The 21970-nt window shown below is 37.2% G+C and carries 20 protein-coding genes; 14 read left to right on the top strand and 6 right to left on the bottom strand.

What is annotated here, in order from left to right:
• Positions 1-8 precede the first annotated feature (8 nt).
• On the bottom strand, positions 9-2252 hold the full coding sequence (locus DKG77_RS11530) for a DUF5916 domain-containing protein (RefSeq protein WP_133248453.1): 2244 nt from the start codon (positions 2250-2252) through the stop codon (positions 9-11).
• Positions 2253-2381: 129 nt separating this feature from the next.
• Between DKG77_RS11530 and DKG77_RS11535 the strand changes: the two genes are divergently transcribed.
• Positions 2382-3281, top strand: a complete 900-nt coding sequence (locus tag DKG77_RS11535) for a helix-turn-helix domain-containing protein (RefSeq protein ID WP_109663133.1) — start codon at positions 2382-2384, stop codon at positions 3279-3281.
• 41 nt (positions 3282-3322) lie between these two features.
• On the opposite strand, the gene DKG77_RS11540 is transcribed toward DKG77_RS11535, so the two are convergent.
• The 5 genes from DKG77_RS11540 to DKG77_RS11560 form a co-directional block, all read right to left on the bottom strand.
• Complete coding sequence (locus DKG77_RS11540) at positions 3323-3961, bottom strand: class I SAM-dependent methyltransferase (RefSeq protein ID WP_109663135.1); 639 nt, start codon at positions 3959-3961, stop codon at positions 3323-3325.
• Positions 3962-3967: 6 nt separating this feature from the next.
• Positions 3968-4525 (bottom strand): hypothetical protein, encoded by a 558-nt coding sequence (locus DKG77_RS11545; protein ID WP_109663137.1) that lies wholly within the window; start codon positions 4523-4525, stop codon positions 3968-3970.
• A gap of 43 nt (positions 4526-4568) precedes the next feature.
• Entirely contained in the window at positions 4569-5543 is a 975-nt protein-coding gene (locus tag DKG77_RS11550; RefSeq protein WP_109663138.1) for a CE1 family esterase, read from the bottom strand.
• Positions 5544-5666: 123 nt separating this feature from the next.
• Positions 5667-6446 (bottom strand): sterol desaturase family protein, encoded by a 780-nt coding sequence (locus tag DKG77_RS11555; protein WP_243414914.1) that lies wholly within the window; start codon positions 6444-6446, stop codon positions 5667-5669.
• A gap of 76 nt (positions 6447-6522) precedes the next feature.
• Positions 6523-7089, bottom strand: coding sequence for a Crp/Fnr family transcriptional regulator (locus DKG77_RS11560; RefSeq protein ID WP_109663140.1), 567 nt, complete (start codon positions 7087-7089; stop codon positions 6523-6525).
• A 174-nt stretch (positions 7090-7263) separates the two neighbouring features.
• Here DKG77_RS11560 and DKG77_RS11565 point away from each other — a divergent pair, with 174 nt between their 5' ends.
• The 13 genes from DKG77_RS11565 (at position 7264) to DKG77_RS11625 (ending at position 21769) form a co-directional block, all read left to right on the top strand.
• Positions 7264-8778: a M20/M25/M40 family metallo-hydrolase gene (locus tag DKG77_RS11565; protein ID WP_109663142.1), complete on the top strand. Its 1515-nt coding sequence runs from the start codon at positions 7264-7266 to the stop codon at positions 8776-8778.
• A gap of 53 nt (positions 8779-8831) precedes the next feature.
• The gene (locus tag DKG77_RS11570) at positions 8832-9671 is read left to right on the top strand and encodes a LytTR family DNA-binding domain-containing protein (protein ID WP_109663143.1); all 840 of its coding nucleotides are present in this window, start codon (positions 8832-8834) and stop codon (positions 9669-9671) included.
• 90 nt (positions 9672-9761) lie between these two features.
• Positions 9762-10904, top strand: coding sequence for a serine hydrolase domain-containing protein (locus DKG77_RS11575; RefSeq protein ID WP_109663145.1), 1143 nt, complete (start codon positions 9762-9764; stop codon positions 10902-10904).
• A gap of 271 nt (positions 10905-11175) precedes the next feature.
• Complete coding sequence (locus DKG77_RS11580; protein WP_109663146.1) at positions 11176-11553, top strand: hypothetical protein; 378 nt, start codon at positions 11176-11178, stop codon at positions 11551-11553.
• 678 nt (positions 11554-12231) lie between these two features.
• Positions 12232-15348, top strand: coding sequence for a WD40/YVTN/BNR-like repeat-containing protein (locus tag DKG77_RS11585; protein ID WP_165819386.1), 3117 nt, complete (start codon positions 12232-12234; stop codon positions 15346-15348).
• The gene (locus DKG77_RS11590) at positions 15281-15772 is read left to right on the top strand and encodes a PH domain-containing protein (protein WP_109663150.1); all 492 of its coding nucleotides are present in this window, start codon (positions 15281-15283) and stop codon (positions 15770-15772) included. Before DKG77_RS11585 ends, DKG77_RS11590 begins: the two co-directional genes overlap by 68 nt.
• Positions 15769-16992, top strand: a complete 1224-nt coding sequence (locus DKG77_RS11595) for an amidohydrolase family protein (RefSeq protein WP_109663152.1) — start codon at positions 15769-15771, stop codon at positions 16990-16992. The genes DKG77_RS11590 and DKG77_RS11595 overlap by 4 nt, the downstream gene beginning before the upstream one ends.
• A 143-nt stretch (positions 16993-17135) precedes the next feature.
• On the top strand, positions 17136-17645 hold the full coding sequence (locus DKG77_RS11600; RefSeq protein WP_109663153.1) for a porin family protein: 510 nt from the start codon (positions 17136-17138) through the stop codon (positions 17643-17645).
• A gap of 153 nt (positions 17646-17798) precedes the next feature.
• Positions 17799-18932, top strand: coding sequence for an MBL fold metallo-hydrolase (locus tag DKG77_RS11605; RefSeq protein ID WP_313789954.1), 1134 nt, complete (start codon positions 17799-17801; stop codon positions 18930-18932).
• A 105-nt stretch (positions 18933-19037) separates the two neighbouring features.
• Positions 19038-19850: a helix-turn-helix transcriptional regulator gene (locus DKG77_RS11610; protein ID WP_243414915.1), complete on the top strand. Its 813-nt coding sequence runs from the start codon at positions 19038-19040 to the stop codon at positions 19848-19850.
• A 91-nt stretch (positions 19851-19941) separates the two neighbouring features.
• On the top strand, positions 19942-20343 hold the full coding sequence (locus DKG77_RS11615) for a DUF5367 domain-containing protein (protein WP_109663159.1): 402 nt from the start codon (positions 19942-19944) through the stop codon (positions 20341-20343).
• Positions 20344-20347: 4 nt separating this feature from the next.
• Positions 20348-20854, top strand: coding sequence for an anthrone oxygenase family protein (locus DKG77_RS11620; protein ID WP_109663160.1), 507 nt, complete (start codon positions 20348-20350; stop codon positions 20852-20854).
• Between the two features lie 48 nt (positions 20855-20902).
• On the top strand, positions 20903-21769 hold the full coding sequence (locus DKG77_RS11625) for an NmrA family NAD(P)-binding protein (protein WP_109663162.1): 867 nt from the start codon (positions 20903-20905) through the stop codon (positions 21767-21769).
• Positions 21770-21970 lie beyond the last annotated feature (201 nt).

Below are 21970 nucleotides of genomic sequence, written 5' to 3' on the forward strand. Positions count from 1 at the left end.
TTGTAACCTTAGAGATTAAGCCAGTAGTTCAATTTTAAAACGATTGCCCGTTGTCTTGGAAAACGAATAGATGGAAGAATCAAACCACCGCCGCCTGTCTGGCTTTCTGCAAAAAAATTGTCCGTATATACCAGAAAAATATCCGATACCGGTTTAAAGCGCCATTGTATTCTAGAATTAAGATTTAAATTCTGTATCTGACTGTTAAACTGCACAAAGGTTGTCCAAAAGATATTTTTGGTAAAAGTAAAATCAAAACGAGTACCTATTAACAATAGATCTGCATCCTTGTACGGATCTGGCAGTCTAATGTTATTGTAGGCAAAATTTAAGGAGGTAAACCCCAATGGCTGATATCTATAGGTAAGGGTACCCGCAAAATTGTATAAAGATCCATTGAAATATTCACCCATTTGCGTAGATAAATTATAAGAGAAAACCTTTCTTGCGTCCGATCTATATGTTGCACTTAGAAAAGAATACCCATAATCTGTGCCCTCAGTTAATGCAAGACCATTAAGACCACTTGGGTCAAAAGGATTCAATAAAAAAGTATATTGTTTTTCGGCAGATAGTTCCAAATAAGCTGTGCTTTTATAGTTAAATCTATAGTTGAACCCCAAGTTCCAATCTAAATCATCTAAGGTGATATTGTTTTTTATGAGTTCACCTGAAATACCAGGGCCATGTTTTTGAATGGTTCCATTTTTTGGATAGTAATTATACCAAACTTGGGGAGTTAATTGAAAGATGTTTCGTCTTCTTACAAATCCTACTTCAGGATTATAACCAGCGCCAATACTTTGACCGGTAAGATTGGATTCCAGTTTATATGTGCTATAGTTTAGAAAACCACCTAAGGCATAATTAGAGTCCGAATTGGTTTCATCAAAAGATTGATGGTAGAACAATTTCCCATTCCACGTATTGTCATTAGTGGCCAAATTCGCATCAATCCCCAGCGTTCTGTTGTAGGTGTTGGGAGAAAAAGTGAAATCTCCTCCAATAGAATCAACAAAAGCCTGTTTGTTTATAAATGTTGCACTCAAATATGACCTGCTGAGTATTCTTTGTTGCAGTGCTGCAACCAAATAATTGGTAGAAGCCAAACCAATGGCTTCATTTTCCTTTAGCTGTGCATTAAGCACCCCTAATCTTAAATTCTTATTCAATTTCCCATTTAATCGTATTCCGCCATAGATTTCATTTTGTAGGTTCTGCCCCGTGGATTCATCTCTGGTCACCCCAATTCTTCTGGAAAAAAAAGGCCGTGTGCCATCAATGCCAAAACTGGCAAATAAATCTGCATTTTCTAAAAAGAATTGCCGCCGTTCCGGGAAAAAGATTTCAAATCTATCAAGATTGGTGACTTGTTGGTCTACTTCTACTTGGGAGAAATCAGGATTCGCGGTGACATCAAGCGTCATCGCCGGACCTAAACCAAATTTGGCATCAAAACCAAAATCAAAATCGTTTATAGTGGGTGTGTCCGTTTCAAAGTTTTTAGAATTTCTAAAAATACTATAGGGGATTAGAGAGATGTTCGTTTTGGTTTTTTGCAAAGGTTCATCCCAAACCAACGATTGGGTAAATGCCAAGTTAATGATAAATTGATTTCTTGGAATAGGAGTCCATGTAGATTGTTCACTGTATTCGCTATCGAACCGATAAAAATTAATATACCAATTGTTAAGGTCTTTTTTGTAGCGTAGTGTTTTAAAAGGAATGGCCACTTCCACCGCCCAGAAATCCTCATATATTTCAGCTTTGGAATACCAAACATTGTCCCAACTTGTAGAAAATGTATCTGAACTTGCCACACTTCCGCCATTGGCTATAAGTCCTTCCCTTTGCACTCCAAACGGGTTTACACCGAATAGGAATGCGTTGTTCCTATCGGCATAGGTATCCAATACAATGCTTATTACATCATTGGCCTCGCCCCTAAAATCCCTGCGAAGTGATGGGGTTACATATTCCCTTGGACCTAAATTCAGCATTTTGGCAAAAATGTAAAGGTTGTCTTCGTCATAGGTCATCCGTATCTCTGTTTGTGCTTTTGCGGGAACGGAGTCGCTTGGAAAGAATTGGGCAAAATTGTCTGCTATTGCAGCTTCCTGCCAATCCAGCTCGTTCATCTGGGCGTCCAACTCAATTTTTCCTTTAGCTTTTTTAATAGCCAATCCGTTTTGTGCTAATGTGAAATGAAAAGAGGCAAAGACTAAAATTATCATGATGAAAACAGTGCGCATAGGATATTGTTATGAGGTAAAACTAATTTCGGAATGGATTTTTTTGTTATTGAATCGGAAATAGTGGTTATGGAATTTGAAAATTGACAAGAGCATAAGTCAGTTTTTTTTAGCTTAGTAAAAAAAGTTTTGGATTTAATAGGGGATGGGTATACAGGGCATAAGGAGGAATTGACCATCAATGGCTTTTTGATCTACTTTACAAAAATGCAAACCTTTGAAAAGGTTGTTATTTATAAGGAGGTTGAGGAGGAATGGTTGCAATTTCATTTTCAACTGGCGGGAAGGACCAAAACCATTGTTGCAGATGATGTAAAAGAGATCATTATTAAACCAAATACCTTCACGATCATTTATGAGAAGTTAGGAGATTGCGCCATTCACTTTCCTAAGAACTGCAATTATGAAAGTTTTGGTTTTGTTATACAACCTGAGTATTTTTTAAACTCTTTTTTAAAGGATTTTGAAGAGCTTCAGTCCCTAAAAACAGTGATTGAAACTAATTCTGAATATTTTCTAGATCAGGAATATGCATTATTGGATTCTAAGACCAGAAAAATAATAAATGATATTAAACACAATCCTTTTATGGGGAATTTAAAAGAGGTGTTCATAGAAGCGAAGCTTATTGATTTGATATTTCATTCTATTCCCTTGTTACGAGAAAAAACTAAAAATTCAATTCAGTTTACAGATGCTTCAAAACAAAAAATCATTGAGGCGAAGGAGTATATTCTTAAAAACCAACACAAAAGACTATCAATCAAGGAAATTGCCAATGCGGTTGGGTTGAACCAATACTTTCTTAAAACTAAATTCAAAGATGCCTTTGGAAAAAGTGTTGTGGATTTCTGTATTGAATTAAAACTGGAAAGGGCTTACAACGAAATTCAAAACACAGATAACAAAATCACCTTTATTGCGTATGAGGTTGGTTATTCCAGCCTGGGTAATTTTTCCAATGCCTTTTATAAAAAATATAAGATAAGGCCCAGTTCATTAAGAAAAAAGCCCCATAGCAATATATAGGGCTTTATAGCAGATAACCATTTATCTAAAGATTGGTTTAATTATTTTATTGCACGGCCTCTAATTTGAGGTGTGATTGGAACAAAAGGAGAATAAGAATTGTATTCTTCTATGGATAAGGAGCTAAAACCAGCCGATTCTAACATAGACTTTGTGTCTCTTTTGGTGTTACATCCTTCAAAAAACCAAAGCCAAGGTTTGAACGTTACATTTTGGACAAAGGATACAATTGTTTTCTCTTTAGCCCTAACATGTTCAATAAACACAAAAACTCCAGAAGGTTTCAATATTCTTTTTATCTGCTCAATGCACTGGGCAGGGTTGGATACAGTGCACATTACCAAAGTGCAGACAACAAATTCAATTGAATTGTCCGGCAAGTCCATATCTTCCCCAACAATTGTTTTTATTTCTAAACATATTCCATATTTAGTAGCACTTTTTTTAAGATTAACGTGCATATGGATATTGGGTTCAATGGCAATTAGTCTGGTTCCTTTTCTAAGATACCTCATATTGGCCCCAGCTCCTGGACCAATTTCCACAACAGTTTGCGGATGATTTTTAAAAAGCGCTCTTTTGGATTTTCCAAAAAGATGATTCATATATCCTGAAAGCATTTTAAACATCCAAGAATTGACAGGGCCACGAACCGAATTATTTTCAAATGTGGTGCACATAATTCTTTAATTTGATTCAAAATTGATGGTGAAATTGCAATTGAAGGAGACTATACCTTGGTCAAAGTTTGCCAAACTCACCTCTCCATCCAGAGCAACAGTTCCTTCTCGCCCTTCAAACTCAAAAGTTGCCTTAATGATATTGTTTTTCGTAGGAGTAAATAAGGTTTTAAAGTTCAAGGCTTCATCAGGAGGTTGAAGTGTTTGTATGACTTGGTTTTCTGCTTGAATAGTTCCTCGACCATCAATACTGATTGAGGTTATTACTCTAGACAGAATGGTGCCAACACTGTCTGTTACATTATCTACAACACAGTCCTGTAGAGTTCCGATTACATTTCCGCTATCTGCATCTATAAGCTCCATAAGAAAACAATTGGGTTCTAAAGTTTCTCCTGTTTTAGGGTGCACTATTGTTTTGGGTTGTGCAATGGCAACACCACGCCCTATAACTCGAATCTCATTTAGTTCGGGCTCTTTAGGATTATCACCATAATCGTCATTGCTGCAAGCAAGAGCAAATAGTAAAATTGATATTGTGAAAACTTGTTTAATACTTTTCATAGGATTGTTTTTTTTTGATGTAATCTGAATCACAAAGAGTTATTTATTTTAACTGAGCATTGGAGTATTGCACTTGATAAAAAAAACGCATTACAGTTTCAGGGATGTTAATATGCTTATTCATGTTGGTCGCTATTTGAGACCATTGGTCAATATGTGGATTAGGAAAAGGATACCCACCTCTCACTATTTTTAAAATGGAAACTCTTTTGTTCTTTTCATTCGACCAGTAATCATCTCGGAAAAATGTGGAATTAGCCTTTACAATAGTTGACGAAAGAGAAGACAATGGGTTTTTATCGGTATTACCTAGAAGGCTCAGCCAATAATTCAATGTCTCATTTGTTGACAGCGTTTTTCCTCTTGTAAATCCGTTTAAAGAGGCAATTTCTCCACCTATATATGGGTTTGTTGTGTCCGATACATTGTTTATGATCATTATGGAAACAGCTTCATTGACAGGGGCACAGTCATCATTCGGTTTTATCGGCAAATTTGCTCCAATTACTGCAAATCCTTTAAAAAAAGCAGGAATCGATTTGGCCAGCTTGTAACACATGTTTCCGCCGTTGAAATATCCAATTACAAAGACATTATTACGGTCAATATGGTACCTTCTTTCCATTCTTTGAACAATGGATTTGATAAAAGCTAGGTCATCTATCCTCTTGCTTTTTGTTTTGAAAGGTGCATTTTTACGGCAGTCATTCCAGTAATTCTTGTATCCCTGTGGATAAACAACAATTGTGGCGCCAGTGCTATCCGCTAGTTCATTAAACTCAAATCCCGTTGTGGTTTGAATCGATTTTGTTGTCATTCCATCACCATGTAAAACAACTACAAGTCTCGAGTTTCTAGTGGGGTGCTGGGGAACATGGTATTCATAGTTGCGCGGGACACCATTAATCTCAATAGAGTCTTTCATCGTGTTTTTTTCATGGCCAAACTGAGCAGCTATATTTACTGAAAAAAACACCGAAAAAATTGCTGGACAAACAATATGCTTAAGAATCTTCATTAGGTTATTATTTGATGATTGATAAATTTGTTTTGGTGGACGATCCCTGTTTAAGACAATTAAATTTTTGTTGTGTTTTATTAAGGGGTTTACTCCACCCAACCCATTTCATGTTCATTTTTTTCATGATTTTTTCTTTGTGGTTACATCCCTGAAGCGGAGCATATCTAAGATTCTGTTTGAAGCACCTAAATAATATCCCGTTTCGTGCTCATACGATTTTGGATTTTTAAATGTTCCAAAAAGCATGTCTATGACAGGCAAATCCGTGTAATTGTATTTGTGGATTCCCTTTGCATGGTGTATGGTATGACTTTCAGGCCTTTGAACGATATAACCAATCCATCTTGGGGTGTTGATATTGGCATGCTGAAAAATGCCCAAAAATGTAAGGGATAGAATAATGATGGTAATAGCTTGTGGGGACAAGCCCATAATTAAAGCAAAGCTCACTGACCCCACCAAGGATAGTCCGATCATATCGTTTAAGCTGAACATGAAAGCACTGGGAACATCTAAACGTTCTGCGCTGTGGTGTATTTGATGCGACACCCTAAATAGGAAATCTGATTTGTGCATGCTTATATGCCAACCATACTGAACCAATTCAAATAAGAAAATCCCTATGATTACTTGAAAAGCAAGGGACATATTGCTTAGATCCATTAGTTGGTAAGAAGCAAAGAAACCATCCCATAATAGTGGGATATAGGTAGTGAATAGCATGTAGGCCAGAAAAAAAAGTAATCCTCTTGTTTTCCAATATTTTACCTTAGGAAGTTTCCGGGCAGGAAAAATGGTCTCCCAGATAAATAAACCTCCAAACAAGGCATAAACAATTAATGAAATTGGGTCTAGTAGTATTTCTTGGGGTGTGGGCAATTGAGAAATGAAATCTTCCATGATCTTTAGTTTATAAATTTGACCGCAAATGTATATGCGGCTAAAAGCTTAAACTAAAAATCAGCCTTGACCTATGTTAGGAATTCATTTTGTTCCTGATTCTACTAAGGCTTTCGGGGTGTATGCCTAGATACTTGGCAATTTTATTTACAGGGATATTGGAAATATACCTAGAGCGTGTTCGGAACATTTCCCCATATCTCTCCTCAGCGGTTTTTGTTAAAAGTTCCTTTTCTCTGTTGGATTTTCTTATGTAACCATGTTCTGTAATTATTCTTCCAAACTTGTTTGCATCAAGAGAAACATTATACGCATTCATCAAATCGTCATATTGGACAATTTCCATTTCACAGTCCATTAGTGCCGTTATTTGCACATCAGTAGGAAGTTGTGTAAGGAAAGATGTAAGGCCACAAAACATTTCTGTTTCAAAAAAGAAATCAATAATTTTTTCTGACATATAACTTTTGATGGTCATTTCTACAATACCATGATTCATAAAATAGACATTACGTTCTATTTGACCATAGGTTGTAACAACATCCCCCTTTTTAAAACTCACTTTTTTAACTGGGTACGGTAAATCATCATATGAAGCTAAAGAGATGTTTAAAACCGAATTGTAAAAGTCCAGAAATAGCATTTAATATGGCATTTAAAAGCAACCATTAAATTACTACTTTTTATTTGCTTTGCATATTCATTTATTGGTAAGAAAATCTATGCCTCTCTTGTTTTTTTGTAAAGGATTCTTATAAGAATGATTGTATAAATATTCCCCATTTAGATTTATCTTTAACGTATATAAGTAACCATCATGAAGTCATTTTTAGTACATTTTATAATCCTGCTGCTGCCAGTAGCAATCTTAGGACAGCGTTATGATCAAGAGAAGCTGGATGAATTGGCAGAAAAATACACAAAACAGTCTTTTCCGGAACTCATAGATCTTTTGAGTGTTCCCAATGATGCTAATTTTCCAGATGATCTGGAGAAAAATGTACAGTGGTGTGAAAAAGCTTTTAAGAGTAGAGATTTTAAGACCACTCGTATAGCCACTGCGGTTGCTCCCCTGCTGCTGGCGGAACGAAAAGGAAAGAAGGCTGATAAAACCGTGCTGATTTATCTTCAAATTGACGGACAGCCTGTGGATACGACCAGATGGTTTCAGAAAAGCCCTTATGCTCCCGTAATAAAGCAGAAAGAAGCTTCAGGGAAATGGAAGATAATTGAGAAGTATGATTTAAATGCCAACTATGAGGATTTGAGGATTTTCGCAAGATCCACTTCGGATGCTAAAGGCCCTGTCGCCATGTTTTTAGGAGCCTTGGATGCCATAGCAGAAAGGAACTTTCAACCCAATTACAATATCAAGGTGATTATGGACTTTGAGGAAGAGTTAGGGTCGCCACGTCTTCCACAAGCGGTAATTGACAATAGGGAGCTTTTGAAATCGGATATGATGATTATTTTTGATGGCCCATTACATATTACCAACAGGCCGACCTTGGTTTTTGGGGCACGAGGGATAGCCACGATAACATTGACCACTTACGGCCCAATTGTTCCCCAACACAGTGGTCATTATGGTAATTACGCACCCAATCCCGCATTTGGACTCTCCAAGCTATTGGCCTCTATGAAAGATGATGAAGGACGGGTAACCATACCTGGATATTATGATGGTATTTCTATAGATGAGGATACTAGAGAAATTTTGCGACAGGTTCCGGATGATGAGGATTTTATAAGGAATAAGCTTCAGATTGCTGATATAGATAGAGTTGGAAATAATTATCAGGAGGCCATTCAATATCCCTCTTTGAATATTCGTGGAATGCAATCTGGTTGGATAAATGAAAAGGCTCGGACCATAGTGCCCAGTTGGGCTAGGGCAGAGATAGATGTTAGATTGGTTTTGGAGTCTGACCCACATCGTCTTATAGAATTGATCAGAACACATGTTGAAAATCAGGGGTACTTGGTCTTAGATAGGGAACCTAAAAAGGAAGAGCGACTATCCAACAAAAGAATTGCAACCTTTACGCATGAGTTGTCCTACCAATCTTTCCGCACCGAAATGAATTCTGAGGTTGGCATTTGGTTGGAGCGTGCCTTAGATCGAGCGTTTGATTATGATATCATTAAAATAAGAATGGGTGGCGGTTCTATTCCTATTTCACCATTTGTAAATACATTGGGTATACCTGCAGTAATTGTACCAACGGTGAATATGGACAACAATCAACATAGCCCCAACGAAAACCTTAGGTTGGGCAATTATAGAGATGGTATAAAAACAATGATTGCGATATTAACTGAAAAATTGTAATCCATAGTGGTGTCCGGCAATGTTGATATAACCCCATCAAATTGCCATTAATTATGACTTCTTCTAAAAACATAGCCTACTGGAGGGTAATAGAGCCTATTTTATTGGGTTCCATCGCTAATATCATAATCAATTTCATTTTCAATCCTACCAGACCAGATTTTATTTTAAAGGAGTTTCTAATTGCTATCATGTTTGCTATGATCTTAACAGAGACCAATCGGGTTATTGACTTTAGATTGGAGAAAAAACTTAGCTGGACAAATAATTTAAGTAAACGTTTTCTGTACCAATTAATGTATTTGACGATTGCTCTACTAGTGGTAATTAATGTTATTGGCAATACTTATACCTGGCTGATAGGGGATGGGTTTTACTCACTTAATGAATTGTTAGTCATAAATCTATGTGTTTTTGTTGTAGCCTTGCTGCTCACTTTTTTTAAATGGTCGGTTCATTTTTATAAAAATTGGATTAGTGCTGAACACAGTCTAACAAATTCTGCCAAAGAATTGGACGAATTAAAATCAGAATTCGATAAAAGTTCAAACCTAATTGAATTACAAAAAGGGAATGGCATTGTACAGATAAAAGCAGAAGCTATACGCTTTGTAAAAAGTGATCTAGGGATAATATGGGTGTATTATGATGATAAAAAGGCAGCGTTTAACGGAACGCTAGTTGGTTTAATGCAGCTGCTTCCGCAACACTTGTTTTTTCAGGCAACTAGGAATACAATAATTAGGCAAGAGATAATTATGTCCATTACACCTTCTACCTATGGCAAAATAGACCTAAAAATAAAAGATGGGGTTGATGATAACGCTATGATAACCATAAGCAGACTTAAAGCAGCGTCTTTTCGTAAATGGCGAAATAGCACTTCAAATTAATTCCAATAGCACTTCAATCACTTAAAATTCACTTTTCTTTTTGGTAAGACAGGGGATCGGTTTCTTTGTATTATCAAAAAACGAAAAGCAATGAAATCATTTAAATCTACCTTATGTGTATTTACACTAATTAGTGGTATTGCCATTTCTCCATTAATTGCTCAACGCCAAAGTGGCAAGCTCAATAAAATTCAACAATATATGGATAAGGCGACCAGCAACAATCTGGTCGGAGTTTCCGTATACATTAAAAGTCCGAAACTTGGAAAATGGATCGGTACCTCAGGGTATTCAAATTTAGAAGAGAAGGAACCGTTAAAGCGGAATGATATATTTGGACTGGCCAGTATTGGTAAAATGTATGTAGCTGTATCTGCATTAAAACTTGTTGAAGAGGGTAAGCTGAATTTAGATGATAAAATACAGGGCTATTTACCAAAAGAGATAATCGAGGGGTTTGCAACGGCAAATGATGTTACCATTAAACACTTGTTGGGCCATACGTCTGGATTATATAATTACAATAGAAACCCAGAACTCAACGAATTATATCTCACTGGGAACTTAAAATTGGACACCCTGTCTCATATTGAAGCATTGCGGAAGTACGCCTATGGTATAACAGGACATACAAAGCCACTAGGCGAATACAAGTACAGCAGTACAAATTATTTGCTTTTATCCATGGTTATGGACAGTGTTATTCAATATGATCACGCAGAGTTCATAAGAGAAGAAATTATCCGAAAATATAACCTCAGGGATACGTATTACAAACAAACACCACCAAAAAGACTAGTTGACCATTATGGGGATATTGACCTAAACAACATTACGGAAAACCTATCGGAAGAAACCATAGAAACGACGAATTGGTACAGCGGAGATGATGGTGTTTATTCTTCTATTGAAGAGGCCAGTAATTTTCTTCAAAGATTGATGAAAGGTGAAATTCTGAGTGAAAATACATTAAAAGAAATGATGAAATGGAATGACGAGAAAAAGCCAGATTATGGATTGGGCTTAATGGCGGACAAAGCTTTCCCGTATAGATTTCTAATGGGACATTCAGGAAGAGGCATTGGAGTGACAACAGACCTATATTATTTTCCTCATCAGGATATGACCATTGCCATATTTTGCAATTCTGGATTACGTTCTGCTTCAAAAGAATATGCAAAAACATATCATAGAATGCGAAATAGAATAATAAAAAAGCTATTCTTATTTTAAGGATAGCTTTCGGTACTTATTGATATGGCAGTTTAGGTCTACCCATTTTAATTGATTTTTCCTTAACCCATTATTGTGTTATTTAAATCTACTCTGGATAGAAGATGAATTAATTACTTCGGGTGCTGCAGAATATTTTATGTTCTCTTTTAAGAGGATATAATACTTCCAAAAGGTGATTTATACATGCAATCGGGAAAAAATGGTATTCCCTCCCCTTGGTTTTACCCGCATCTTTGTATCAATGATTAAAACCTAAAAAAACATAATTATGGAAACTGTAATAAAAGAATTAGAACAGCAATTATTGACAAAAGCGAATGAAGTAACCGCACTTTTGGCAGAAGGAAAGTTTATTGAAGCAATGGAAGAATATTTAGATGACGATGTTCAATTGTTTGAAGGAAACAATCCTGCCAAAATAGGCAAGGAATTTTGCTTGGCAGAGGAAAAGAAATTGTTGGACACCGTTGAGGCTTTTCATGGGTATAAAGTTATAAGTGGACCAGCGGTAAAAAATAACACTACTTTTTACGAAGCTGTTATGGAGTTTAGAACAAATGATGGCGTAGAGCATAAATTTGAACAAGTGGTCCGTACTACATGGGAGAATGGAAAAATAGTCAATGAACGCTATTACCATGCATAAGCAACCATGTGCAACAATTATAAGGAAAACATATAAAGGGGAGCAAAAGCTCCCCTTTATAATAAACTCTTAACTATAATGGGGCATTTCCTCGTAGCTCCAAGATTTCAATACTTGCTTCTAGATAATCAGGTGAGTTTAATTGACCTGAAGACATTTCCCTCTTAATGTTGTCCACTACAGAAAGATGTTTTTTAGAATCCTTTTTTTCTTTTTCTCCATATTAGTCCATGTGCAAAACCAGCCAAGTAAACGATTATGATGCACAAAACAGCCGATAAATATTGTAGCTGCATTACGGTCACTAGTGTAGTCATTTTCTTAAAATTTTGAACAATATATTTTAATTGCCAGCGAATTGACATTATAAATTGATGTATGTATGTTTTTGGTTGAGGGATTTTTGCATCCAACCATATTTTACTCCTGAACAGCTTTACATATCAATCGGTCTTACTTCCAAATTTTGCACGAAAGGGTTGATAGCACGGTATTGAAATATAAATGCCCTATGTGTACTTCAAAAAAATCATAATACGATATCTTTATAGCTATGGTTTCATATACGCAATTAATAATTTGCCATTGAAACCAATTGGATTGCCTTCTTCTAAAACTAAAATTTTGAATAAATAGAATATCATCATGATTCCAAAACCTAACCAAATTAAATGGTGCATGTTTTTGCTAATTGCACTTAGCACTAGTAGCTGTTTCATAGCTGTTGCGCAGACCAAGTCTCAAAGCAATCAGATAAATCAAAAACTATATCAAGCATTAAAATATCGTAATATTGGTCCGTTCAGAGGAGGGCGGTCTACCACGGTTGCAGGGCTTCCTGATGATATTTTCACTTATTATATGGGTGCCACTGGCGGTGGCGTTTGGAAAACCACTGATGGAGGGAATACATGGAACAATATCTCCGATGGATTTTTTAACACCACAGGTATTGGGGATATTACTATTGCTCCATCAGACTCCAACATCATTTACGTAGGCACGGGCGAATCTCCTGTTCGTGGTGTAAAGACCTCACATGGTGATGGGCTTTACAAGTCTACGGATGCAGGTAAAACATGGAAACATATGGGTCTTGAGGCCACAAGGCACATTAGTGATGTTTATGTACATCCTACTAATCCGGATAAAGTATATGTTGCTGCTCAGGGTAATCCTTGGGGGCCTAATGAAGAACGGGGCGTATATCTTTCCGAAGATGGTGGTGTCAGTTGGGAAAAGATTTTGTACGTGAACCAAGATTCTGGAATTGTAGATATGACGGTGGATGCTTCCAATCCGAATATTATGATAGTAGCCTCATGGGATTTTCATAGAAAACCATGGGTGGTACAAAGCGGTGGGCCTGGCAGCAGAATCTATAAAACTATTGATGGCGGCAAAACTTGGAAAGAAATTACTAAAGGTTTACCGGAGTTAAAGGGCAAAATGGGTGTTTCGATTTCTCCGGCCAATCCGAACATAGTTTACATTGCAATAGACGCCCTTGGAGACAAGGCAGGTGTATATCGATCAGATGATGCAGGGGAGAGCTTTAAACAAACCACTAATGATGCAACCACTTATGCAAGGTCTTGGTATTATATGCATATAATAGCGGACCCAAATGATGAAGATGAAGTTTGGGTCATGAATAGCTTTGCCATGAAATCTATAGACGGGGGCAAAACTTTTACCGGTATCATGGGTAGTCACGTAGATCATCATGATTTGTGGATCAACCCAAACAATAGCGATATCATGATTAATGCCAACGATGGAGGTGGTTCCGTTACCTATAACGGAGGAAAAACTTGGTCCACGTTGATGAACCAGCCCACTGGGCAATTTTATAGAGCAATTACAGACAATCAGTATCCTTATCGTGTATACTCAGGTCAACAAGACAATAGCACCATTGCCATTGATAGTAGAGTCGTAGATGATGGTATTGGAGAAATGCATTGGGATGTAATGCGCGCTGGCGAGTCATCTACGGTTGCCCTGGACCCAGATAATCCCAGATATGTGTATTCCACATACTTTGCAAGTAATTTTGTGGAATGGGATCGGGATATTGATAATACACGTATGGTTAGGCCATACCCAGAGCGAGTCACTGGGGAGCAACCCAAAAACTTAAAATATCGAGCAAATTGGAATGGCCCTGTTATCGTCTCGCCTCATAATCCAAATGTGATTTATTATGGATCCCAGTATATGATGAAATCTTCAGATAGGGGGGTAACATGGGACGTTATCAGTGAAGACCTTACCCGCAATGACAAAGAACATCAAGGTAAAGGTGGAAAGCCCATAAGTAATGAGCAAATAACCGCTGAGAGTTACAACAACCTTTTCAATATAGAGGAATCACCAATTAAAGAAGGAGTTATTTGGGTGGGATCTGATGATGGTTTGGTGCATTTGACCCAAGACGGAGGAGACAACTGGTCAAACGTAACCCCAAGGGGATTAAAGGAAAGCATCATCAATGTGGTGGAACCATCTCCGCATGATCCCGCTACTGCATATATTGCAGTGGCAGGTTATAAATTGAATGATTTTACACCCCATATATACAAAACAAACAACTATGGTAAATCTTGGGAGAAAATCGTAGACGGTTTACCTGAGGATACTTTTGCCAGAAGCGTAAGAGAAGACCCGGATCGAAAAGGATTGCTTTATGCCGGCACAGAGACAGGTGTATTTGTTTCTTTTAATGATGGAAAACTATGGTTGCCTTTGCAAAACAACTTACCCGAAGTTCCCATTACGGATTTACGAGTAAAACGTCAAGATTTAGTGGTGGCTACCCAAGGAAGAGCGCTTTGGATTTTGGATGACCTTACTCCATTACATCAGATTACGGATGAAGTGGCCAAAAAGGATTACTTCCTTTATAGGCCCCGTGATGTGTATGCAGAACTTTCTGTAGCATATAGCATTGATGGAGGATATGGAGAAAATCCACCTCAAGGAGTCCAAATCTACTACGCTATAAATAAAGAAGTTGATGAAAACATTCCAATGTCATTAGAAATTTTGGATAGTGGTGGAGAGGTGATTCATTCGGAATTCACGGACTTACCAAGAGTTGGTTGTGATACGTTAGTGAAACCTCAGTTAAAAAGGACTGTAGGAGCCCATCGTTTTCAATGGAACATGAAAATTGGTCGGTTTGATTGTTTAGAGGAATTATATACCACCAATCGAGATTTAACTGCATACAATGCCGCTCCTGGGAACTATAAGGCCCGATTTAAAGTAGGGGAGTATACCCAAACCCAAGATTTTGAGATTAAAATAGACCCTCGTATTGCCAATAGTATTGATAATGTCGCTGCCGCATATGTTGAACGTGATCAAATGTCAAGGTCTATTTACAAGGGAGCCACAGAAATGGCCAAAGGCGTACGTGACCTTCGTAAAATAAAACAGCAATTGGATTTTATACTTGATGTTTCAAAGGATCCGAATATAAAAGAGCAAGGAACGGCCCTAGATCAGGCTGCTGATGCTTGGATATCTAGAATTCTACAAAAAGAAATGCGCACATACCAAAGTAACTATATGTTTGAAGCCCGACTTTTAATAAAGTTCAAGGACTTTTTGAATAAAACTAGTAAGGGAAACCTACCTGTATCACCAGGAATACGAGAAGTCAATAAGGACTATTTGCAACAATGGAATACTTTAAATAGTAGGTTACAAAACATTAAAAATGAACAAGTTAAAAATTACAACGTATTGCTTAAACAAGCAGGTTTACCAGAATTGTATTGGCCATAAGCAATATATGATGAAGAAATACCCATCTAAAATAAGTTACGGACTCTTGCTCCTTGTATTGATAATACCAATTGCTACCGTCTTTCCATTGATTTCTTCTCAAAGGTGGTTTCCTGTTGGTGTTAATATATTCATTGTAGTCTTTATGCTTTGGGTTTTCTTCAACCTCTATTATATCATAGATGAGGGGGTGTTGAGTATAAAACTTGGCTTTGTTGCATTCAAGAGAATTGATATACAATCAATCAAAATGATAGCAGAAACCAGCAGTCTCATAAGTGCTCCCGCGGCATCTTTGGATAGGTTGGAGATTATTTATAATAAGCACAACGGTATTATCATATCACCAAAAGATAAATCAGGATTTATAGAACATATTACTAAAGCAAATCCTAGAATTGTAATACAATATAAAACAAAATGAGATTAACAGCTATCCTTTTTTTTCTGACTATTACAATGGGCCTAAGCGCTCAGAATATTTACATTAAAAATGTAAAAATCTTTGATGGTGTGAACAACAACATCATGAATGCATCGGCAATCAAACTAAAAGGAAAGACCATTGAATGGGTTGGAAAACAGTTAGATAACGACCCATCTGGGTATGAAATGATTGATGGGCAAGGGTATTATTTAATGCCTGGAATGATTGATGCGCATACCCATATCAGCAATTTTAAAGCTGCGGAAAGAGCATTGAAGTCAGGAGTTACCACCGTCCGTTCAGCCAGCACAAAGTTCTATCAAGATGTAACATTGGGCAATCTTTCCAAGCAAGGAGTTATACCCGGACCTGATTTTGTAAGCGCGGGCATTTATGTTACTCCAAATTTGGGGGAGACCATACTTGCTGATGTTAGACTGAGCAACCTTAGCAAAGGTGTTCGCTCCGAAGAGGCCTTGCGTCAGTTGGTTAGGATAAATGCAGAGCGTGGAGTTGGAATTATTAAAACCAGAGGTACAGAACGGGCAGGATTACCAGAGACAGACCCAAGACAACAGACCTATACCAGAGAGCAATTAAGTATTGTGGTAGATGAAGCCGCAAAGCATAATTTGAAAGTTATGGTGCATGCGCACGGTGATGAAGGAGGTCGTGCGGCGGTTGAAGCGGGAGCCCTGAGTATAGAACATGGCACCTTCCTAAGCAAAGAAACCCTTGAGCTTATGAAGAAGAAAGGTACTTTTTTAGTACCCACTTTTATTACCATTGAAGATTTAAAAGTTCCCGGAGGTGAATACAGCAATCCAACATTGGAACTACGCGGGAGGTTTATGTTAGTAGAGGCTGAAAAAACAATTAGGGATGCACTGGCAATTGGAGTGAAAATGGCAACTGGAGCCGATAATGATTACAGTGCAGAAAGTACCACTCGAGTTTCATTAGAAGCAGAACACTTTGTTAGACTTGGAATGACAAACTTTCAGGCATTGCAGGCATCCACTAAAATTGGTGCAGAACTTCTTGGTCTTGACCATAAAATTGGAACATTGGAGTCTGGTAAAGAGGCTGATATGATTCTACTTCCAAATAATCCTTTGGAAGATATTGTAGCACTTCAAGATGTTTTAATGGTAATAAGTAACGGACAAGTAGCACTCAAGCGCATCCCTTTTGCACTTGGCAAAGAAGATCGTTGATATGGTAAGTAGATAGATTACCACCCTTTATCATCCAGAAAATACTCTTTTAAGCCGTTAAAGTTTTAATAATTACCATAGCTCTGACTCTTTAGCTTTTTGCATTTCATATATTTATAGGTACAGTCTTTCAAATTTACCTTATGAAGCGGTTAGTTGTTTTTCTTTACGCTTGCTTATTTTCAATAACCGCATTTAGCCAAAAGGGTATTGAGAGTCCAGATAACAATGCAGATATTCTTCCACGATTTACTATTGACGGCATAGGTTACCCCGCAGGTGTCAATGGAGAAGTATACAAAAATTTGAGAATGGAATATCGAATTTCGGAAAGATTACAAATCCAGTTACAACATTTCTATGATAAATTTGGAACACATGAACAAACGGGGTCTTCATTGCTTCTAAAATGGTATGTGAGGAAGAAACTCTACCTGTATGCAGGTCCAGAAGCCCAATATGACATCAACCAAGTTACGGGTAAACATGAACTTATACAGACTAATTTAAATATTGGAGTGGGGTATGAGGTCAACCCTAGTTTATTGTTAGAGCTTGGTTATCATTCCCGAACCAATTCCGCTAAAGCAGCGATAGGGTCTTTCGCAAGACCTGTGAATCCAAATTCCTTCTCTCTGCGCGCAAGTTTTTAGAATAATGAAAGGTGAGCAGTTTCTGTTTAAAACCCCTTGTATATAGCTTTTTTGTTGGGTAGTTCAGATTTTGTTGTATAGCTTGTTTTCTATCGAAAGCGGTTTAACTGTCAAGTATTTGTTCTTTATTTGTACCACAAGGTTAGATTAATTTTGAAAATAATTAAAAAGGTCCTAAAACGAATGTTGGTCATTATACTTGTCCTAATTGGGGTTTTAATTGTTGCATACCTACTTTTTGTAAACTACTATCCGAGTTTTGGTGGAAAGATATCCAAAGAACAACAAAAAGAATATGCAAAATCTTCGAATTACAGAAACGGAAAGTTTGTTAACGAAAAAGACGTTCCCAAAGACCTGAGTTTTGGTGAAACAGTGAATCTAGCCTACAAGTTCTTTACCACTAAGGTTCCCAATGGTTCGCCCCAAGAGGATTTAAAAGTGGAAAAACTAGATTCAGCAGACGTTGCGGACTTTAAAAATGATACCCGTCTGATTTGGTATGGTCATTCAGCTTTTCTCGTACAGATTGACAATAAAAACATTTTAATAGACCCTATGTTTGGTAACGTTGCTGCACCACACCCCTTACTAGGCGGGAATCGGTTCAATAAGCAAATGCCCTTGAACATTGAGAAACTTCCAAATATAGATATGGTGGTTATTTCACATGATCATTATGACCATTTGGATTATGAATCCATAACTAAATTAAAGGATAAGGTCGACATGTTTTACACGCCGCTTGGCGTTGGTGTTCATTTAGAAGAATGGGGTGTTGAGAAACAACGTATTGTTGAATTGGATTGGTGGCAAGAAATCAATGCTGATGGACTATTATTTGCATGTACACCTGCGCAGCATTTTTCTGGACGCAAATTTGGCAATGAGCAGAGTACACTATGGAGCTCTTGGGTGATTGCATCTGAACATGACAAACTTTTTTTTAGTGGAGATAGTGGTTATGGAAGTCATTTTAAAGCTATTGGTGAAAAATATGGCCCTTTTGATTTTGCCATGATGGAGTGTGGCCAATACAATGCAATGTGGCCGGATATTCACATGTTTCCTGAAGAAACTGCACAGGCAGGGCTCGATGTACAGGCCAAAACCGTTATGCCAATTCACTGGGGCGGATTTAAATTGGCCTTGCATAGTTGGACAGACCCTATAGAGCGCGTTGTCAAAAAAGGAGCGGAACTTCAGATTTCAATTGCAACGCCTAGAATAGGGGAGGTGATAAGACCAAAGGATTCGTTGCAAGGTTATAATGCCTGGTGGAAATAAAAAAATAGATCACAATCTTACTGGGTCATTTAAAAGTTATATTTCTTAAGTTTATCATATTGAATGACTAGAGACATTATAAATATCAATGATTTTACCATCTTAGTGGAAGAAGCTACTGCAGAGGAAGCCACTATAGATTCATGCTTTTTTGATGAGCCGCTTATTGCCGTTGCTTTTTATGGCGAAGGCGATGTGGATTTAACCGTAAAATATGGAGATAAACATAAAGAGTTTAGTCACACCAAAGGGCTAACGCTTTCATTTTATGCGGATGAGCATGTAGAATTTATACATTCTGTTTCTGCGTCAAAGCCATTACAGTGTTTGGTAATTGCAACTTCTACAAATACCATTGACAACCTTCCTAATCAAGAAGGGGAGTTATTTGGTGAAATGCTCAATCAACTTGTCAATCCTGATGATCATTATGTTGAGGGTCCAAGCTTCATTATGACTCCCGAAATGCAAGCTATTGTCGATTCCCTGTTTAATATACAGTACCAAGGTAAAACTAAGATGATGTTTTTTAGGAGTCAAATAACTGCCTTGCTTTCACATTTTTTTGGTCAATTGGCTTCCTTAAAAACAGAAGGAATAAAGCCCCATGAGCGTGAAAAATTAAATCAAGCAAAAGATATATTGCTTAAAAACATAGACAATCCACCTTCTTTAAATGAAATTTCTAAGCAAATAGGTTGGAATATGTTCAAATTGAAAAAGGATTTTAAGGCATTTTTTGGTGTTCCAGTATTTAAATATCTTCAAAACGAGCGTCTTACATTAGCTCATAAAATGATAAGAAATCAAGAATCAACAGTTCAAGAGGCAGCTTGGCATGTGGGTTACGATAGCTTAAGTTCTTTCTCTAATGCTTTTGAAAAAAAGTTTGGATATCGTCCTAGCCAAATAAAGTAAACTCCTTTTCGAACAAATCTTTATCCGTTTACAACAAATCAGACTTTCTTCTGCGCAATAGTTTTGTCTCATAATTTAAAATTATTTAGACATGAAAACTAAGCGAGCAATTTTGACAGGTATGGCCATTTGGGCCGTTGCCATACTTTTTTATTCGGTTTCTTTCTACGTTCCCATTATGAAAGATGCCGAGGCCCAAGCAAATGTGGTTCTATTTGTAATCGTTATGCCAATAGTATGGTTAGGAAGTTCTTTCTATTATAAAAAAGATAATAAGACACATGGTTACATAGTTGGGCAGACCATGTTGTTGACGGCCGTTGCACTGGATGCCACAATAACGGTTCCATTTTTCATCATTCCAAACGGAGGGAGTTACTATGGTTTTTTTACTTCTTTGGGATTTTGGATAGTAGCCTTTGAATTTCTTACCATAGCAATATTGTACTGGTACTCTCAGGTAGACCCAACTACAAATAAGCTAAAAAAGTAATATCATGCAAGTGACTTTAGAGAACTCGGCAATTATAGCTTTAATCCTATTAACGGGCTTATCCGCAGGACTGTGCTTTACTTGGTCAAACTCCATTACCCCAGGAATTGCCAGGTTGGATGATGCGGGATTTTTAACATCTTTTCAACAAATGAACAGAGCAATATTGAATCCAATATTTTTTATTGTTTTTTTTGGCCCTTTCTTTCTGGGTCTTATCAATCTATATCTTTTTAGAAATACATCAAGTACATTGATTTGGTTGTTGCTCTTAGCAATAGGGGTTTATTTTCTGGGCGTTGTATTGGTAACCATTTTTGGCAATGTTCCGCTCAATGACCTGTTAGATGGAACCGACTTAACCAAATCAAGCACGGAAGACTTAAAAAGCCTAAGAGAACTCTTTGAAGTGAAATGGAATCGATTGCATTTGGCAAGAACCCTTACATCTTTCATTTCATTTCTGTTACTCATTCTTAGCTTAATGCAATCATTAAAAAGTAATATCTAAATAAAAACGGGGCAATCAGTCCCCAAATAATTAATAACATAAATACAAATGAAAAATAGAAGTAACATTTTGGTAATCGGTGGAACAGGAAAAACCGGTCGTAAAGTAGCAAACAGATTAATTGAAGCCGGACATAATGTAAGAATTGGTTCCAGATCGGCTAACCCAGCTTTTGACTGGGAGAACTCAGAAACGTGGTCAGACAGCTTACAAGGTATGGATAAGGTTTATATTACTTTTCAACCCGATTTAGCAGTTCCAGGAGCCCTAGAAAAAATAGAAGAACTTGTAAAGCAAGCTAAATACAATGATATTAAAAAATTGGTCCTTTTGTCTGGAAAAGGTGAAAGGGAAGCGGAGCTCTGCGAACAAGTGGTTATTCATTCAGGTATTGATCATACTATTGTAAGAGCTAGTTGGTTCAATCAGAATTTTAGCGAAAGCTTTTTCTTGGAACCTATCCTTAATGGATTTGTTGCCTTGCCACAGGCTGAGGCGAAGGTACCTTATGTGGACACGGATGATATTGCTGATGTTGCGGTCGAGGCTTTGTTAAATGATGAACATAATGGAAAGATTTATCAACTCACGGGACCAACACTGTATACATTTAAAGAGGTTGTTCAAGAAATTTCCAATGCTACCGGAAGAGATATAGCATTTACTCCAATTGCATTGCCGGCTTATAAAAAAGTAATGGAGCAGCAAGGTGTTCCTGCTGATGTTATTTGGCTGATTGACTATCTGTTTTCTGAGGTTCTTGGAAACCCAAAGAATTCAGAGGTGACAAACGATATTGAAAAAGTATTGGGCAGAAAACCAAAAGACTTTCAGCAATATGTTCAGGAAACAATATCTACTGGAATATGGAATGCCAAAACCGAAAACATGGTAGAGACTGGCTCAAACAAATAGAATCACAAGCCACTAATAAAGCTGTAAACCCAATGGGAATGGATTAGAAAAAACGAAATCAACCATTGGGTTTACCCAATAAATAAATGGAAGAGTACCTAACAAATAAGTAACGGAAAGGTGTAAGCTTTGGCTATTAGAATGAACTTAGATAAAAGGCCCCGTTAAGCCTTAGAAAATATTACAATTAATTAAGAACCT

The sequence above is a fragment of the Flagellimonas aquimarina genome, assembly GCF_003149745.1.
Taxonomy (GTDB): domain Bacteria; phylum Bacteroidota; class Bacteroidia; order Flavobacteriales; family Flavobacteriaceae; genus Flagellimonas; species Flagellimonas aquimarina.

Bases quoted from the DNA above. Each gene is read 5' to 3' on its own strand.
- DKG77_RS11530 (WP_133248453.1), bottom strand. From the start codon at position 2,252: ATGCGCACTGTTTTCATCATGATAATTTTAGTCTTTGCCTCTTTTCAT.
- DKG77_RS11540 (WP_109663135.1), bottom strand. From the start codon at position 3,961: ATGTGCACCACATTTGAAAATAATTCGGTTCGTGGCCCTGTCAATTCT.
- DKG77_RS11545 (WP_109663137.1), bottom strand. From the start codon at position 4,525: ATGAAAAGTATTAAACAAGTTTTCACAATATCAATTTTACTATTTGCT.
- DKG77_RS11550 (WP_109663138.1), bottom strand. From the start codon at position 5,543: ATGAAGATTCTTAAGCATATTGTTTGTCCAGCAATTTTTTCGGTGTTT.
- DKG77_RS11555 (WP_243414914.1), bottom strand. From the start codon at position 6,446: ATGGAAGATTTCATTTCTCAATTGCCCACACCCCAAGAAATACTACTA.
- DKG77_RS11560 (WP_109663140.1), bottom strand. From the start codon at position 7,089: ATGCTATTTCTGGACTTTTACAATTCGGTTTTAAACATCTCTTTAGCT.
- DKG77_RS11565 (WP_109663142.1), top strand. From the start codon at position 7,264: ATGAAGTCATTTTTAGTACATTTTATAATCCTGCTGCTGCCAGTAGCA.
- DKG77_RS11570 (WP_109663143.1), top strand. From the start codon at position 8,832: ATGACTTCTTCTAAAAACATAGCCTACTGGAGGGTAATAGAGCCTATT.
- DKG77_RS11575 (WP_109663145.1), top strand. From the start codon at position 9,762: ATGAAATCATTTAAATCTACCTTATGTGTATTTACACTAATTAGTGGT.
- DKG77_RS11580 (WP_109663146.1), top strand. From the start codon at position 11,176: ATGGAAACTGTAATAAAAGAATTAGAACAGCAATTATTGACAAAAGCG.
- DKG77_RS11585 (WP_165819386.1), top strand. From the start codon at position 12,232: ATGTTTTTGCTAATTGCACTTAGCACTAGTAGCTGTTTCATAGCTGTT.
- DKG77_RS11590 (WP_109663150.1), top strand. From the start codon at position 15,281: ATGAACAAGTTAAAAATTACAACGTATTGCTTAAACAAGCAGGTTTAC.
- DKG77_RS11595 (WP_109663152.1), top strand. From the start codon at position 15,769: ATGAGATTAACAGCTATCCTTTTTTTTCTGACTATTACAATGGGCCTA.
- DKG77_RS11600 (WP_109663153.1), top strand. From the start codon at position 17,136: ATGAAGCGGTTAGTTGTTTTTCTTTACGCTTGCTTATTTTCAATAACC.
- DKG77_RS11615 (WP_109663159.1), top strand. From the start codon at position 19,942: ATGAAAACTAAGCGAGCAATTTTGACAGGTATGGCCATTTGGGCCGTT.
- DKG77_RS11620 (WP_109663160.1), top strand. From the start codon at position 20,348: ATGCAAGTGACTTTAGAGAACTCGGCAATTATAGCTTTAATCCTATTA.
- DKG77_RS11625 (WP_109663162.1), top strand. From the start codon at position 20,903: ATGAAAAATAGAAGTAACATTTTGGTAATCGGTGGAACAGGAAAAACC.